The sequence below is a fragment of the Halomicrobium urmianum genome, from assembly GCF_020217425.1.
Lineage (GTDB): Archaea > Halobacteriota > Halobacteria > Halobacteriales > Haloarculaceae > Halomicrobium > Halomicrobium urmianum.
The window spans coordinates 2,010,723-2,026,131 of sequence record NZ_CP084090.1 but is presented as its reverse complement, the minus strand read 5'-3'; the positions used below and the strand labels follow the sequence as shown (position 1 = coordinate 2,026,131).

At 67.6% G+C, this 15,409-nt stretch carries 15 protein-coding genes and 1 tRNA gene; 4 read left to right on the top strand and 12 right to left on the bottom strand.

Annotation, left to right across the window (positions count from 1 at the left end):
- Positions 1-35 precede the first annotated feature (35 nt).
- The 6 genes from LCY71_RS10035 to LCY71_RS10010 form a co-directional block, all read right to left on the bottom strand.
- Positions 36-1,136: a type I restriction enzyme HsdR N-terminal domain-containing protein gene (locus LCY71_RS10035; RefSeq protein WP_225333010.1), complete on the bottom strand. Its 1,101-nt coding sequence runs from the start codon at positions 1,134-1,136 to the stop codon at positions 36-38.
- 198 nt (positions 1,137-1,334) lie between these two features.
- Positions 1,335-1,406: transfer RNA gene (locus LCY71_RS10030), tRNA-Ala, on the bottom strand.
- A gap of 436 nt (positions 1,407-1,842) precedes the next feature.
- Entirely contained in the window at positions 1,843-2,151 is a 309-nt protein-coding gene (rpsJ, locus tag LCY71_RS10025; protein WP_225333009.1) for a 30S ribosomal protein S10, read from the bottom strand.
- 3 nt (positions 2,152-2,154) lie between these two features.
- A complete protein-coding gene (gene tuf / locus LCY71_RS10020; RefSeq protein WP_225333008.1) occupies positions 2,155-3,420 on the bottom strand; it encodes a translation elongation factor EF-1 subunit alpha in 1,266 nt (421 codons plus the stop codon).
- A 206-nt stretch (positions 3,421-3,626) separates the two neighbouring features.
- Positions 3,627-4,577 (bottom strand): homoserine dehydrogenase, encoded by a 951-nt coding sequence (locus LCY71_RS10015; RefSeq protein WP_225333007.1) that lies wholly within the window; start codon positions 4,575-4,577, stop codon positions 3,627-3,629.
- A complete protein-coding gene (locus LCY71_RS10010; protein WP_225333006.1) occupies positions 4,574-5,107 on the bottom strand; it encodes an amino acid-binding protein in 534 nt (177 codons plus the stop codon). The genes LCY71_RS10015 and LCY71_RS10010 overlap by 4 nt, the downstream gene beginning before the upstream one ends.
- A gap of 229 nt (positions 5,108-5,336) precedes the next feature.
- Here LCY71_RS10010 and LCY71_RS21445 point away from each other — a divergent pair, with 229 nt between their 5' ends.
- On the top strand, positions 5,337-5,462 hold the full coding sequence (locus tag LCY71_RS21445; protein ID WP_263654000.1) for a hypothetical protein: 126 nt from the start codon (positions 5,337-5,339) through the stop codon (positions 5,460-5,462).
- Between the two features lie 507 nt (positions 5,463-5,969).
- On the opposite strand, the gene LCY71_RS10005 is transcribed toward LCY71_RS21445, so the two are convergent.
- Positions 5,970-6,191 carry a hypothetical protein gene (locus tag LCY71_RS10005; RefSeq protein WP_225333005.1) on the bottom strand — a complete coding sequence of 74 codons (222 nt, stop codon included), beginning with the start codon at positions 6,189-6,191 and terminating at the stop codon, positions 5,970-5,972.
- 349 nt (positions 6,192-6,540) lie between these two features.
- Positions 6,541-8,727 (bottom strand): elongation factor EF-2, encoded by a 2,187-nt coding sequence (locus LCY71_RS10000; RefSeq protein ID WP_225333004.1) that lies wholly within the window; start codon positions 8,725-8,727, stop codon positions 6,541-6,543.
- 176 nt (positions 8,728-8,903) lie between these two features.
- Here LCY71_RS10000 and LCY71_RS09995 point away from each other — a divergent pair, with 176 nt between their 5' ends.
- From LCY71_RS09995 to LCY71_RS09985, 3 genes are all read left to right on the top strand, one after another.
- On the top strand, positions 8,904-9,788 hold the full coding sequence (locus LCY71_RS09995) for an IS1595 family transposase (RefSeq protein WP_225333003.1): 885 nt from the start codon (positions 8,904-8,906) through the stop codon (positions 9,786-9,788).
- Between the two features lie 330 nt (positions 9,789-10,118).
- Complete coding sequence (locus LCY71_RS09990; RefSeq protein ID WP_225333002.1) at positions 10,119-10,871, top strand: DUF5781 family protein; 753 nt, start codon at positions 10,119-10,121, stop codon at positions 10,869-10,871.
- A gap of 126 nt (positions 10,872-10,997) precedes the next feature.
- Positions 10,998-11,894: a thiolase C-terminal domain-containing protein gene (locus LCY71_RS09985; RefSeq protein WP_225335902.1), complete on the top strand. Its 897-nt coding sequence runs from the start codon at positions 10,998-11,000 to the stop codon at positions 11,892-11,894.
- Here the strand turns inward: LCY71_RS09985 and LCY71_RS09980 are convergent.
- From LCY71_RS09980 to LCY71_RS09965, 4 genes are all read right to left on the bottom strand, one after another.
- Positions 11,891-12,604 (bottom strand): energy-coupling factor transporter transmembrane component T family protein, encoded by a 714-nt coding sequence (locus LCY71_RS09980; RefSeq protein WP_225333001.1) that lies wholly within the window; start codon positions 12,602-12,604, stop codon positions 11,891-11,893. The two genes, LCY71_RS09985 and LCY71_RS09980, sit on opposite strands and share 4 nt — an antisense overlap.
- Positions 12,598-13,293 carry an energy-coupling factor ABC transporter ATP-binding protein gene (locus LCY71_RS09975; RefSeq protein ID WP_225333000.1) on the bottom strand — a complete coding sequence of 232 codons (696 nt, stop codon included), beginning with the start codon at positions 13,291-13,293 and terminating at the stop codon, positions 12,598-12,600. The genes LCY71_RS09980 and LCY71_RS09975 overlap by 7 nt, the downstream gene beginning before the upstream one ends.
- A complete protein-coding gene (locus LCY71_RS09970; RefSeq protein ID WP_225332999.1) occupies positions 13,290-13,865 on the bottom strand; it encodes a biotin transporter BioY in 576 nt (191 codons plus the stop codon). Before LCY71_RS09970 ends, LCY71_RS09975 begins: the two co-directional genes overlap by 4 nt.
- A gap of 116 nt (positions 13,866-13,981) precedes the next feature.
- Positions 13,982-15,388 carry a PQQ-dependent sugar dehydrogenase gene (locus LCY71_RS09965; protein ID WP_225332998.1) on the bottom strand — a complete coding sequence of 469 codons (1,407 nt, stop codon included), beginning with the start codon at positions 15,386-15,388 and terminating at the stop codon, positions 13,982-13,984.
- Between the last annotated feature and the right edge of the window lie 21 nt (positions 15,389-15,409).

Here is a 15,409-nt window from a genome sequence, read left to right as displayed (position 1 = left end):
ATTGAGGGAACTCCGTGTCTCGAAAACCAGTCCACTCACCAGTCACCGTCGAACTCGACAGTGACCCCGCATTCAGCGGCCATCCGTTCTACTTCTCGCTTCTTCCCGCGTTTGCTCAGTTTCGTATCGATGTGATGCCCGTCGACCAGTTCCTTGTACACCGGATCGGCTTCGGCCCACTCCGGTTCGTCGTTGATTATCGCCTTGTTCCGGGAGGGCACCCACGGGACGTCTATTCGATCCGTCAGCCCGTGAAACCTGACGAGATAGTTAGCGACTCCGACCATCGCTTTCGCCTGCGTACGGTCGCTCACTGCGGCTACGGCGTCGTCCCCGTCGTAGATCCTGATCACGTATCTGCCCGAGGTGTCGAACGGCCGCCGCTTCCTGCCGCCGTTTCGGATCAGGCCGTCCATCCCGTCCTCGCTCGCATCCGAATCCGCCGCGGACGGGGACGCCCTGTCTGGGTCTATCTCGCGCTCGATCTCCTGGACGAGTCCGTCGATCATCTCCTTGGCCTGCGATTCGGCGGGAGAAGCGACGACGTCGGAGACGGAATCGGTCAACAGTTCAGTGACCTCGAGAGCCAGCCGGTCTTTCTCGGTTTCGAGCGTCTTTCGGGCGCGCTTCAGTTCGTTGACCCGGGTGGCGATTTTCTCCGCATCGCCCGTCTGGATCGCGTGCTCCGTGAACGCTCGCAGGATATTGATCTGGTCGGGCAGGCTCTGAAGTGTCGCATCGGAGAGCGCGTTCACAGTTACCTTCGAGTCGACGACTCGACGACGGTAGAACTCGTACTCCTCCCCGTTCGTCAGAATTCCCCAGTTCACGTCCTCGTTCTTCAGATACGCGGCTAACTGGTCGCGGTGCTTCTCGGAGAGGGCCGTGTCGACACCCTTGGCCTCGATGAACGCGACAGGCGTGCCTTCCAGCACCAGGGCATAATCGACTCGGTAGGTCCTCCCGAACGCTTCCACCGAGTATTCGAGTTGCGTGTTCGCGGGGACCTCCCACCCGAGAAGTTCGAGAAAGTCCCGGAGAACTGCTGCCTTGGTGTTCGCTTCGTCCATCTGCGGTGAGGCGTCGATGACGGACTGTGTCTCGGCCACGTAATCCCTCACCGCTTTTTCGTCCATAACTGTATGAACGATGCCCCATCCACTGTTATCAAAGTAACCGACTACTATCGCGACGGTTAGTTACTCTGACTGGAGTAGAAACGCTACGACTGGATCAAACAGAGGACTCGCCGGGACCGAGCGAAGCCGAAGGCTTCGCGAGGGTCGGCGAGGGAATGACTGACTGGAGCGAACGAAGTGAGCGGAAGGAAGGAATGGACTCGCCGGGATTTGAACCCGGGGCCTCTTCCTTGCGAAGGAAGCGATCTGCCACTGATCTACGAGCCCGCATCCAATCGTACCGGGCGAGTCGTACTTGAGGCTTCCGTTCTGTCGCGGGTTTGAGCCACCGTGTCGGACAATGACCCGCGCCGCTGCAGCCGCCGCAACCGTTCGAGTGGTCGTCAGAAAGCGTCGGAGACGCCACTGGGCGACTGGAGCCTCGCAAATAGTACGTCGTCGTGTCGCCGCTCGGAGAGGCAAAGAGAGGCGATCGAAGGTCGAACACCTCTGCGAGCGAGCATACAGCGGAGGTCGAACCCGCACCGCGCGGGCTCAGACCGAGGCGCGTCGCGCACCTCGGGTACCGCAAACCGCGGTCAGTTCAGCTCAGTCCCGAAAGACGCCGAAGGCGTCTTTCGACCCTCATGGAATCAGGGATTCCACTCAGTACCGGAAGACGGCTCCGCCGTCTTCCGACCTTCGCAAACCTGTTCGGGTTTGCTCAGTCCTCGAGGACGATCTCGATCGAGACGTCGTTCGGGACCTGAATGCGCATCAGCTGGCGCAGCGCCCGTTCGTCGGCGTCGATGTCGATGAGGCGCTTGTGGACGCGCATCTCCCAGTGCTCCCACGTCGCAGTCCCTTCACCGTCGGGGGACTTGCGAGTGGGAACTTCCAGCGTCTTCGTCGGGAGCGGGACCGGACCGGAGAGTTCGACCCCGGTCTTGTTGGCGATGTCCCGGACGTCCTCGGTGATGTCGTCGAGGTCCTCGGGGCTGGTGCCCGCCAACCGGACGCGTGCCTGCTGCATGCGTTATCGCTCGTCGACGCTCAGGACCTTGCCGGCGGCGATGGTCTGGCCCATGTCGCGGATGGCGAAGCTCCCGAGCTCGGGGATCTCGCTCGACGGCTCGATGCTGAGCGGCTTCTGGGGCCGGACCGTGACGACGGCGGCGTCGCCGTTCTGGATGAAGTCCGGGTTCTCCTCGGCGACCTCGCCGGAGGAGGGGTCGATCTTCTGATCGATGGACTCGATCGTACAGGCGACCTGAGCCGTGTGGGCGTGGAAGACCGGCGTGTAACCGGCCGTGATCACGCTCGGGTGCTGCATGACGACGACCTGGGCCTGGAAGGTCTCGGCGACCGTCGGCGGGTCGTCGGCCGGGCCACAGACGTCGCCCCGGCGGATGTCGTCCTTGCCGATGCCGCGGACGTTGAACCCGACGTTGTCACCGGGCTCGGCCTTGGGCACCTCTTCGTGGTGCATCTCGATGGTCTTGACCTCGCCACCGACGTCCGAGGGCTGGAAGCTGACGTTGTCGCCGTCGTTCAGGATGCCCGTCTCGACGCGGCCGACCGGCACGGTACCGATGCCGTCGATCGTGTAGACGTCCTGGATCGGCAGGCGCAGCGGGGCGTCCGTCGGCGGCTCCGGCTCGGGCAGGTCGTTGAGCGACTCGAGCAGGGTCGGGCCGTCGTACCAGCCCATGTTGTCGGACTGCTCGGCGACGTTGTCGCCCTCGAACGCGGAGATCGGGATGAACTTCGCGTTCTCGGTGTCGAAGCGGACCTGGTTGAGGAGGTCCTTGACCTCTTCGACGACCTGGTTGTAGTCGGACTCGCCGTAGTCGACGAGGTCCATCTTGTTGACGCCGATGATGAGTTCGCCGATGCCGAGCGTGCGGGCCAGGAACACGTGCTCCTGGGTCTGGGGCGCGACGCCGTCGTCAGCGGCGACGACGAGGACGGCGTTGTCGGCCTGGGACGCGCCCGTGATCATGTTCTTCACGAAGTCGCGGTGACCCGGACAGTCGACGATGGTGAAGTCGTACGTGTCCGTGCTGAACTCCTGGTGGGCGATGTCGATGGTGACCCCGCGCTCGCGCTCCTCGGCGAGGTTGTCCATGACGTAAGCGAACTCGAAGCCGCCCTTGCCCTTCTCCTCGGCTTCTTCCTTGTGCTGTTCGATGACGTGCTCGGGGACGGATCCCGTCTCGTACAGGAGTCGCCCGACGAGCGTACTCTTCCCGTGGTCCACGTGGCCGATGATGGCCAGGTTCTGGTGGCGATCGTTGCTCATTGGTGTATCTCACGCGCAGAGGCGCTATATCGGAATCTTTGCGCGGTTGTTCATAAAACCATTTCGAAGTCCCGTACAGGCCATCACGGAGCCCTCCTGCGATTTGCCACGCAGTCACACGCTGGGCCGGGGACGCGGGACGGCCGAGCGGGCCCGTCGTCGAGGCGGAGCCCGGGAATCGGTGGCGGGTCAGCGGCGGGGCGCGGTTACTCGGACAGGCGACCGACGTCGGCCAGCACCGCGGTCGCCGTCTCGGGTCCGCCCGCGCCGCGGCCGGAGACGTTCAGCCGGCCGGCGTGTTCGGTCTCGAACTGGACGATGTTGCGCGTGCCCGACACGGCGAGTGCCGCGTTCTCGGGGACGAGCCGCGGGCCGACGCGGACCTCGCCGTCGACGACCTCGCCGATCAGCCGGATCGTGCGGCCGTCCTCCTGGGCCAGCTCCAGCGCGCTGCCCGGGATGGTGCTGATCCCTTCGACCTCGGCGTCCTCGAGGCTGTACTCCCGGTCGCCCTGCGCGAGGACGTTCGCGACGATGACGCACTTCAGCGCGGCGTCGGTCCCCTCAACGTCGAAGGTCGGGTCGGCCTCGGCGACGCCGAGGTCCTGGGCCTCGGCGAGGACGTGCTCGTAGTCCAGCCCCTCGGCGGCCATCCGCGAGAGGATGAAGTTGGCCGTGCCGTTGAGCACGCCCCGGGCCGCGGTGATGTGCTCGGGTCCGAAGTCGTCGATGGTCGAGAGCACCGGCATCGCGCCGCCGACGGTGGCCTCGAACAGCACCTCGCCGTCGCTGTCCCGCTCCAGTTCCACGACCTCGCCGTAGCGCTCGGCGACTGGGCCCTTGTTGGCCAGCACGACGTGGCGGCCCCGCTCCAGCGCGGCCCGGACGTGGCCGAACCCGGGCTGGGCGTCGCCCAGCGTCGTCGGCGTGGCCTCGACGAGGACGTCGTACTCGCCGTCCAGCGCGTCCTCGGGGGCGGCGCTTCCGACGACGCCGTCCGTGCGCTTGGCCGCCAGCGCCGACTCCACGTCGATCCCGTCGGGATCGACGACGGCTCCCTTCGAGTCGGCCAGCGCGGTCACGGTGTGGCCGTACTCGCCGGCCAGTTCCGCAACGGAGCTACCGACGGCGCCGGCGCCCACGACGGCGAGTCTCACGCCGCATCACCCGCGGCGAGCGGCTCGACCACGGTGAGGTCCTTCTCGTCGGCGATCTCCCGGACTGCGGTGAGCGTGTTCTCGACCTTGCCCGGTTCGGTGGCCAGGCGCAGGCGGGCGCTGGAGACGTCCTCCTCGCCCTCGGGCGCGGACAGCGAGAGGTCCGTCACTGTGGCGTCGCTGGAGGTGCGGATCCGCGAGAGGGTATCCGACAGGTCCGTGTTGACGATGTGGCCCGAAAGGATGACGGTCAGCGCCTCGCCGTAGCGCTCCGCGCCGGCCTGGATGACGTCGAAGTCGGCCGCCTGGAGGGCCTCGACGATGACGTCGAAGCGATCGGGCGTCGTCTCCAGGTCGACCTCGACGGGGATGTGGCCGCGGGGCGTGAGGTTGCCCCGCTCGTGGAAGATAGAGAGGAGGTTGCCGCCGTTTTCGGCGATGGGTTCGAGCGCGCGCAGCAGCTCGCCCGGCTCGTCGACGAGTTCGAGCCGGACTGTGTAGGCCCGCACCTCGTCGGTCGAGTCGCTCATCGCCCGATCACCTCCCGCGAGTCGTCGTGCGTCCGTCCGCTCATTATCCCACAGCAGGGAGCGGGAGCTATAAGAATCCGTCCGTTCCCGCCGGCGATCACGGGTGGCGTCGTTCCCGAACGCGCGAGTGGACCCAGCAGTTGCCTATATTGATGCGTATTACCAACCTTATATAACCATTTCTATATTATAGGCAAGCTTATATCTCTCGACCGGTTCCGCTGGGGTGATGACAGCACGCATCCACGCGGCACCGGCGAACGCCTGTCCGCACTGCAGCGAATCGTTCGACAGCACCGACTTCCCCGGCTTCTGTAGCCACTGCGGCTACATCCCCGGACAGGGCGCCGACTAGCCCGTAGCGCCGCCGACTCTGTGCCCAGCAGGTTCCGGAGCCGGTTCCCTGGCTGTCGTGGTTCATTTCTTTCCTTTTCTACGCCCGTCAGCGACGCCGCTGACGCCGTCGGAGATCCCGTGCTCTACACGGCTCGTTTGTGACGATGAGCGGAGTCACGTCGACCGACCAATATATTTTTATAATAACACTATCGCGTCGGCCCGCTCGTCATTAATTTTCATGCTTTGGCTAGTTTCAAGTTTCCGCGACGAGTTCGTCCGTACGATGGCAGCACGAACCCGCAGCCGTACCACGGCACCGGCGAACGCCTGCCCGCGATGCAACGCACAGTTCGACAGTAGTGACTTCTCCGGCTCCTGTGACTCCTGTGGGTACGTGCCCGGCCAGGGTGCCGACTGACTCGCGACCTGATCGCCGGCCCGGAGACCAGCGCAGCCAGAGCCACGGCCGTCGCTGAATGCCGGTCCCCCGCCGGTGGCGTATCACCGACGGCGAGCCCATCGATCACGGCAGGTACCGGTCGTAGAGGTCGTCGATCCACGCGTTGTACTCCTCGCCGCGGGCGCTCCCCCACGGGTTACGCGAGAAGTACCACATCGCCGCGAAGATGCTCCCCAGCGTCAGTGCGAGCCCCGGCGGCAGGGCGAAGGCCCATAGCCACGTGGTGGAGCCGCCGATCAGGGCCGCCACGAGGATGTCCACGACCTGGTGGATACGGTCGCCCATGCCCGCGGATTGGCGGCGGACCGACCTAAGGCTGGGGGCAACAGAGCGGAAAGAGAAGGCGGCAAGTATCCGCACCGACCACCGGAAGAGCAAGCTCTTCCGAGCCCCCGTTCGCTTCGCTCACGGGGCGAAGTGAAGCGCGGTTCACCGTCAGAGTGAAGCTCTGACGACCCCTCACTCGCTGACGCTCGTGAGGACGCGAGCGAAGCGAGCGTCCGGGAGTTTTTCGCCCACGTGTTTGCAAGCCGAGCGGGACCGAAGGTCCCGCTGGCCGTGCGAACGGGCGCTACGCGCCCGTGAGCAGACGGGGGTCGCCGGAGGCGACCCCCCGCAATAAAAAGGTGGTAGCTTAGAGGTAGTCGATCGCTTCGGGCAGTTCTGTCTTCATGCCCTTGCGCTCGCGGATCTCCGTGATCTTGTCGGGCTGGAGGTTGTCGGCCATGACTTGGAAGCCGGCGTTCTCCGTGTTCCAGGAGGCGCGGCCCTCCGTGGCGCTCCGGATGTCGCTGGAGAAGCCGATCATCTCGTCGACCGGAGCGACGCCCTCGACGACCATGAGGTCGCCCTCCTGATACATGTCGTCGACGCGGCCACGGCGACCCTGGATCTCGCCGGAGGCGGCGCCCATGTGCTCGTTGGGGACGTCGATGCGGACGTCCTGAATCGGCTCGAGCAGGCGGATCTCGGCGTCGATGAGTGCGTTGTGGACGGCCTCGCGCATCGCCGGGATGACCTGTGCCGGACCGCGGTGGATGGCGTCCTCGTGGAGACGCGCGTCGTGCAGGCGCAGGAGCGTCCCCTGGACCGGTTCGGCGGCCAGCGGGCCGTCGTTGAGCGCGTCCTCGAGCCCCTCGATCAGGAGCTCCATCGTCTCGTTGAGGTGCTGGATACCCTTCGTGTCGTCGATGAGGACGTTCGTCCCGTGGATGTGTTCGATGTTCTGGGAGGTGTCCTTGTCCATGCCGGCCTCCTGGAGGGCCTCACGGCGCTCCAGTTCGGGCATGTCCATGGAGGCCTCGCCCATCTTGATCGTCTCGACGATGTCCTCGTCGAGGGGCTCGATGGAGATGTAGAACCGGTTGTGGCGGTTCGGCGAGATACCCTCGACCTCGCGGGACTCGGTCTGGGGCGCCTCGCGGTAGACGACGATCGGTTCGCCGGTGTTGATCGGGATGCCCTGGTTGCGCTCGATGCGCTGGCCGATCACTTCGAGGTGGAGTTCGCCCTGTCCGGAGATGAGGTGCTCGCCGGTGTCCTCGTTGATCTCGATCTGGATCGTCGGGTCCTCCTTGGCGACCTGCTGGAGTGTCTCGATTAGCTTCGGCAGGTCGTCCATGTTCTGGGCCTCGACGGACTTCGTGATGACCGGCTCCGAGATGTGCTCGATGGACTCGAACGGCGTCATCTCGACGCTGGAGACGGTCGAACCCGCGATGGCGTCCTTCAGGCCGGTGACGGCCGCGATGTTGCCGGCGGGGACGCGATCCACTTCCTCGCGCTCGCCGCCCATGTAGATGCCGACACTCTGGACGCGGTTCGTCCCGGCGGTCCCGGAGACGTACAGGTCCTGGCCCTTCTCCAGGGTGCCGGAGAAGACGCGGCCCGCGGCGATCTCGCCGGCGTGGGGGTCGACGCCGATGTCGGTGACCATCAGGACGACCTCGCCCTCCTCGTCGACCAGACGCATGGTGTCGGCCAGCTCCGAGTCCGCGTCGCCGCGCCAGATGCGCGGGATACGACGGGGCTGGGCGTCGATGGGGTTCGGGAAGTGCTCACAGACCATGTCGAGCACGACGTCGGACAGCGGCGTGCGCTCGTGGAGCTCCTGGCGCTTGTCGGCGCGCTCGAGCTCCATGATGTCGCCGAAGTCCATCCCGGTGCGCTGCATCGACGGCATGGAGACGCCCCACTTGTACAGTGCGGAGCCGAAGCCGACGGTGCCCTCCTCGACGGAGACCGTCCAGTCATCGATGTCGTCCATCTCCTCGGTCATCCCGCGGATGAGTTCGTTGACGTCGTCGATGACGCTCAGGAGCCGGCGCTGCATCTCCTCGGGCCCCTCCTGGAGCTCGGAGATCAGGCGGTCGACCTTGTTGATGAACAGGGTCGGCTTGACGCCCTCGCGCAGCGCCTGTCGCAGGACGGTCTCGGTCTGGGGCATCGCGCCCTCGACGGCGTCGACGACCACCAGCGCACCGTCGACGGCGCGCATCGCACGCGTGACGTCCCCACCGAAGTCGACGTGGCCCGGCGTGTCGATGAGGTTGATGAGGTGGTTCTCGCCCTCGTACTCGTGGGTCATCGAGACGTTCGCCGCGTCGATGGTGATCCCGCGTTCCTGTTCGTCCTCTTCGGTGTCCATCGCGAGCTGCTCGCCGGCAGTCTCGTCGGAGATCATACCCGCGCCCGCGAGGAGGTTGTCCGTGAGCGTCGTCTTCCCGTGGTCCACGTGAGCAGCGATGGCGATGTTCCGGATCTGCTCCGGTGAGTCCATCAGTGTCTCACATTCCTGAACGATCTTTTTACGTCGGCCCATTATACGGCTGACTATCAGCAGCAGCATCAAAAGGGTAGTGTTTCGGTGTGAGTGCGACAGAGTGGAGCACGAACACCGAAGCTCGCGCTCTTGGGTAGAGGATTGTTGGTCAGTTCGCAGCAGTAGCTGGAAGTCACAGCGGGCAAGGGTGGCGCGAACGCGCCACCCGACGAAGCATGATTCCACTCAAGACGTTCGTCTCGGAGCGTCGTGCCGCGAATCTGCTGACACAGATTCGCTGGCGTGACGGCGTCTATTGCCCGCGCTGCCGTGCCGAATCCGTGATTCGGTACGGCAGCTATCGGGTGTTTCAACGGTATCGCTGTAAGAATTGCGACCGCACGTTCAACGACAAGACAGGAACCGTCTTCGAGCATTCTTCGATCGCACTCAGGAAGTGGTTTCTCGCTGTCTACGCCTACATCCGGTTCAACACCAGTCTTCGGCAGCTGGACGTGGAGATCGATGTCTCCTACAAGACGGTGTATCGGCGCGTCCAGCGCTTCCTGCGAGCGCTGGACGCGCCTCGGCCACAGTTGGACGGGCCGGTCGAACTCGACGAACTGTACGTCAAAGCTGGCCTGAAAGGCCGCGAGCGCGACCGACCGTCGCGCTCGCGTGGGCTGTCCACACGCGGACGTAGAAAATATGCCGAGGACAAGCCGCCTGTGTTCGTTCTGGTTGATCGGGCAACGAACGACTGCTACGTGCTGCCAGCGAAATCCGCCGAGGAATCGACCGTTCGACTTCTGCTCTCCGGTCATGAAGAGGAGTCGCTGACGGTCTATACGGATGGATTTCGGGCCTACGACCCGCTAGAGGACGACGAGGAGTTCAACCGCGAATACGTCGTCCATGGCGACGGGGAATACGCTGATGGAGATGTTCACGTGAACACCTGCGAGAGCCACGCGTCGCTGGCGCGACGGTGGCTCTCGCCACATCGAGGCGTCTCCAAAGACAGGCTCACGCCCTACTTCAGAGCGTTTCAGCTTCGCCAACGCGTCCGCCGGAAACCCGGTGAGGAAGCACTCAAAACGATCCTCGAAACCGCGCTATGACGCCACCAACAATCGCTTACCCATGAGCGGAAGCTCGGGAGACGAGGAGGGCAGCGACGAGTCTCCCGGCGTTTCCATTTGCGTGCGACAACTGGAAGCACGCAAATGGACGCTCGATAGACGGCGACCGGCAGGGAGCCGTCTATCGGTGTTTCCGCGTGCGTGCGACAACTGGAAGCACGCAAATGAACGCTCGTTGGAGGGGCGGACGGTCGCAGCGGAGAACGATTCCCGAGGACCCACGGGAACGACGCCGATACCGCCGCCGTCGTGCGGCCCGTGTCACGCCCCCGCAAGAGTAATACGGCGGAATCCCTTCCTGTGTAACGTATGGACGTCCACGTGCAGGGTGGGCCGGCGGAGCCGTTTCTCGGCGCCCGGGACCTCTTCGAGACCGAGCACGACCTCGACCGGCCCGTGACGATCCGGATCCGCGAGGACCCCGACGAGCGGACCCGGGTGAGCCACGACGAGGAGAGCCACCTGCTGATCATCTCCCAGCAGGCGGCCACGAGCGCCATGGTCCGCGAACTCGCCCTCCACGAGTTCGCCCACATGCACCACTACGAGCGCGAGCACCCCTCCCACACCCAGTCCACGCGGGAGGCCATCTACCTGGCGCTGGCGGGGGAGAGCGTCGAGCGGCGGACGCTGACCCACTGCTACCAGATCGCCAACCACATGAAGGACATCTACGCCGACGACGTCTGGCTCGACGTGGCGCCGGCTGACAAACTGGTAGACTTCCTGGAGTCGAGCCTCGCCGCGGCGGTGCTGGACGCGCCCCGGGAGCGGGGTGCGTGGGACCGGCTGACCGCCGGCGCGGACCCGGACATCACGGCGGTCAACGCCGCCTTCGCGCTGGGGCTGGTCGAGCGCCACGACCTCGCCGACGAGGGGCACCCGATCTACGACCTCGCCCACGCCGCGGCCGCCGACGCCCCGCACGTGAGCCTGGACTCGTTCAAGCGGCACTTCCGGTCGCTCTCCCGGGATCCCGACGAGAGCGAGTACCGGAAGGCGCTCGTCGACGTCACGCAGGCCTACGCTACCGCGAACGGCACCGACCAGGCCGCCGACTGACCGAATTCCCGCCGGGACCCTCCACATCGACTTCTTTACGGCCCTCGCGGAACGTCGTCAACGCATGCTGAAGTCGAGGTTTACGTTCGGGGCAGTCGGGCAGCCCGCAGGGGGGTGTACCCCGTGATCCGGACGGTCGCCCTGGCCGGGGCAGCGATGACCCGGTTCGGCGAGCTCGGGGAGCCCCTCGTCGGCCTCCTGACGGACGCAGCGGGGGACTGCCTCGCAGACGCGGCCGTCGAACCCGGCGACGTCGACCACCTCTACGTCGCCGAGTCGGGCGGTTCCTACGACAGCAGGCAGGGACTGGCGGCCGCCGTCGCCGGCGAACTGGGACTGGCGCCGGCCCACGCGACGTGCGTCGAGCAGACCTCCGCCGCGGGCGCTGCGGCGGTGTACTCGGCCGTGCGGGCGATCCGGGCCGGAGAGGTCGACTGCGCGCTCGTGGTCGGCGGCGAGAAGTTGACCCACGCCTCGACCGCGGCCGCGACGGACCGCATCTCCGCGGTAGCTCACCCCGCGGCCTACCGTCACGGGGTGACAGTCCCCGCCTTCGCGGGCCTGACTGCCCGGCGCTACCTCGACCGCTACGACGCGCCCCGGGAGGCGCTGGGACGGGCCGGCATCGACCGCGACGAGGTCGATCTGCTGGAGGTCCACGACATGTTCACGATACTGGAGCCGCTCCAGCTTGAGGCGCTGGGGTTCGCCGAGCGGGGCGCGGGCTGGCGGCTGGCCGTCGAGAGCGCGACGGCGCGGGACGGCCGGCTGCCCGTCAACACCTCCGGCGGGCTGAAGGCGAAGGGCCACCCCATCGCCGCCTCCGGCGTGGCCCAGCTCGTCGATCTGTACGACCAGCTGACGGACCGGGCGGGCGTCCACGCGAGTGAAGCGAGTGTGGGCTCGAGGGGCGACCGGAGGGAGTCCCTCGGTGACCGGCAGGTGCCAGCGTCGACCGCGCTGGCCTGCAACGTCGGCGGGTTCGGCAACTGCGCGGTCGTGACGGTTCTGACGGCCGATTAGACGAGGGCCAGCAGCGGCGTCGCGAGCAGGACGAGTCCGAGAGCGAGGACGGGGTAGTCCCGCGGCTCGAAGGAGAGGGGCGGCAGCGTCGGGTTCCAGGCGAAACACCGGGCGCGCAGCGCCAGCGCCAGGCGGTCCGAGCGGTCCAGCGCCCGGTGGAGACTCCGGACCGAGAGCCGGCGCGCCCGGTCGGTGAGCGCCCGCTCGTCGCCCAGCCGCGCGAAGATCGCGGTCCGCGTGGCCCGCACGTCTCGCAGGACGAGCGGGAAGAAGCGGACGGTCAGCGAGACGCCGACGCCGAGCGCCTGGCCGACCCGGCCGGGCACGAGCCACTGAATCGCGGCCCGCGTCTCCCGTACGGGCGTGGTAGTCACGTACGCGGCGCTGACGAAGAGGACGGGCACGACGCGCGCGACGGCCCGGAGCGAGTCCAGCGCCGGGCCGACCCGGAACCACGGCGGACCGAGAGCGATCCCTGCGAGCAGCGGTGCGAACCCCAGGGCGATCAGCACGACGCGGTAGGACCGGAGAACGCGCAGCGGCGACAGCCGCGCCGGCCAGCACGCCGAGAGGCCGAGCAGCGCCGTCCCGGCCAGCCACGCGGGGTCGGTTCTGGCGAAGGCGGCGACCGCCGCGCCGGCCTGGAAGAACAGCTTCGCCCGCGGGTCCAGCCGGTGGGCGAGCGCGTCGCCCGGCTCGTAGCTCAGCATCCCACGCCGATGCGGTCCAGTTCCTCGCGGGCCGCGCCGGGCGGCCGGTCGACGGCGACCCGCCCGTCGCTGAGCCCGACGACGCGGTCGGCCAGGTCCAGCAGCCCGCCGACGTCGTGGGTGACCACGACGATCCCGGTTCCGTCCGCGTGGAGGCTCGCCAGCCGCTCCAGCAGCGACTCGCGGGCGGGCCGGTCGAGCCCCGCCAGCGGCTCGTCGAGCACGAGGTGGTCCGGGTCTATCGCGAGCGCGCCCGCGACGGCGACGCGGGCCTGCTCGCCCCCGGAGAGCGCGTCGATCCGGTCGTCGGCCCGGCCCGCCATGTTCACCGCCGCGAGGGCGTCCTCGACCCGGCGGTCTATCTCGTCGCGGTCCAGCCCCAGGTTCTCCGGGCCGAAGGCGACGTCGGCGCCGACCGTCGCGGCGACGAACTGGTCGCGGGGATGCTGGAACACCATCCCGACGCTCGTCCGGGCGGCGACCGGGTGCTCGGTCACGTCGCGGCCGTCCACCGCGACGGTCCCGGCGTCCGGCTCGAGAAGACCGTCGAAGTGGCGCACGAGCGTCGTCTTCCCCGACCCGTTCGGCCCGACGAGCAGCAGGAACTCGCCGTCCGGAATCGTCAGCGTCACTCCGTCGACGGCCGCCTCGCCGTCGTACCGGTGGACGAGGCCGCGGACCTCGATCATCGGCGGATGAGGTCGCCGCCCCGCACCACGGCGACGGCGACGAGGGCCTTCACGACGTCCGGCGGGAAGAACGGCGCCATCGCCCCGGCCGCCCGCTCCAGCGGGAGCCCCGCCACGAACGCCATCCACGGGACGCCGACCACGTAGATGGCGACCAGTCCGACGAGGACGGCCGCCACCTGGACGGGAATCGAGACGGCCGCGAGGTCGCGCGGTTCAACCCGACGGTGGACGACACCGCCGACTACGACGGCGCAGGCGAGGAAGCCGAAGAGGAAGCCGCCGGTCTGGCCGAACAGGTGGCCCAGTCCCGCAGCGCCGTTCGAGTACACCGGCGCGCCCGCCGCACCGGCCAGAACGTACACCAGCAACGCGAACCCGCCCCACAGCGGCCCCAGCAGGAGCCCGGCGAAGAAGGCGCCGAAGTGCTGTAGCGAGAAGGGGACGCCGCCCGGCAGCGGGATCGACACCTGTGCGAGCGCCGCGGTCAACGCCGCGAACAGCACCGCCCGCGCGAACAGCTCGACGGTCCGATCGCCGACGAGTTCGACCGATTCGTGTTCCCCTGCCATGGGGGACCGTCCACCGTCAACGGGGAAATAGATGCTGGTTTACGGGATTGGGGCGAGGGATCGGTCGGCCGGTCGCGTCACGCGCCGCCGGCAGTATCACTCCGCCGGTGACGGCGTCACTCGGCGGAACTGATCCGCACGAGCACGTCGTCGCTCTCGGTCGGGAACTCGCCGCTGGCGCGGCCGTCGCGGTTGGAGGTGACGGCGTACAGCGCGCCGTCGGGACCCTGTTCGACGTGCCGGATCCGACCGAGTTCGTCGGCCAGGCGGTGGTGGGCGGTGGTCACGTAGTCGGGGTCGGTCCACTCCTGGTCGTAGCGGACCCCGTCCTCGACCGGCGGGGCCTCCGCGTCCCCGGGCGTCACCGTCGCGACGTTCAGCCGCTGGCTGATCAGGCCGCCGACCAGCAGCCGGTTACGCAGGCCGGGCACCGCGTCACCGGTGTAGAAGACCGCCCCGGAGGGCGCCCAGCTGTCGTCCGTCCCGGTGTTGACCAGCGGCTTGCGGACGTCGTCGGCGTCGAGATACTCGTCGCGCTTGCGGACGTCGGGCCAGCCGTAGTTCCCCCCGGCGACGAGGCGGTTGAGTTCGTCCCGCCCGGTGGGGCCGTGCTCGGTGGCGATCGGCGTCCCGTCGGGGAGCCAGACGACCCCCTGCGGGTTCCGGTGGCCGTACGTGAAGACGCGCGGGTCGGCGTCCTCGCCGAGGTCGGGGTTGCCCGGCGCGGGGTCGCCCGCCGGGGTCACCCGCAGGATCGACCCCGCCGGCGACGAGGTGTCCTGCGCGAGCGAGCCCTCGAGGGAGTCGCCGCAGGTGACCCACAGGTAGTTCGCCGGGCCGAACTCCAGGCGGCCCCCGTTGTGGTAGCTGTCGGCCGGGATCTCGTCGATCAGCGTGCCCGTCGCCTCGGCGGGGTCGTCGGCGGACGCGTCGACGTACGCGACCCTGTTGAAGCGGCCGTCCTCGGTCTGGTAGGTGTAGTAGACGTAGACGATCGGCGGATCGGGATAGGCCGGGTGGGCCGCGACCCCCAGCGTGCCGCCCTCGCCGCCCTGCACGTACCAGCTGGACTCGTCGGCCCCCGCCTCGACGGAGCCGGCGTCGATGGCCGCGTCGGGCTCGGCGAGCGTCCGCACCTCGCCGTCCTCGAAGGCCAGCACGCGGCCGACCCGCTCCGTGATGAACAGCGTCCCGTCGGTCCCGAACGAGAGGTCCCACGGTATCTCCAGGTTCTCGACGAGCCGCTCGGTCGTCAGGTCGGTCGGCGGGGCGTCGGTCGGCGGCGACCACTCGGTGTCGTATCCGTCCCACGCCGTCTCGTCGTGCCCGATACCGACGTCGTAACCCAGCAGTTCCTCGCCCCCCGACGACGGGCTCGTCGTCGACTCGTTCGACGACCCGTCGGACCCGTTCGGCTCGCCCTGCGACGGTGCCCCGGGCGACGTACAGCCAGCGAGCGCCGCTCCGCCGGCCAGCGCCAGAAAGCGCCGCCGGGACGCCCCCCATTCCGATTCGTCTGACATGCCCGTGACTGATGGGCAAGC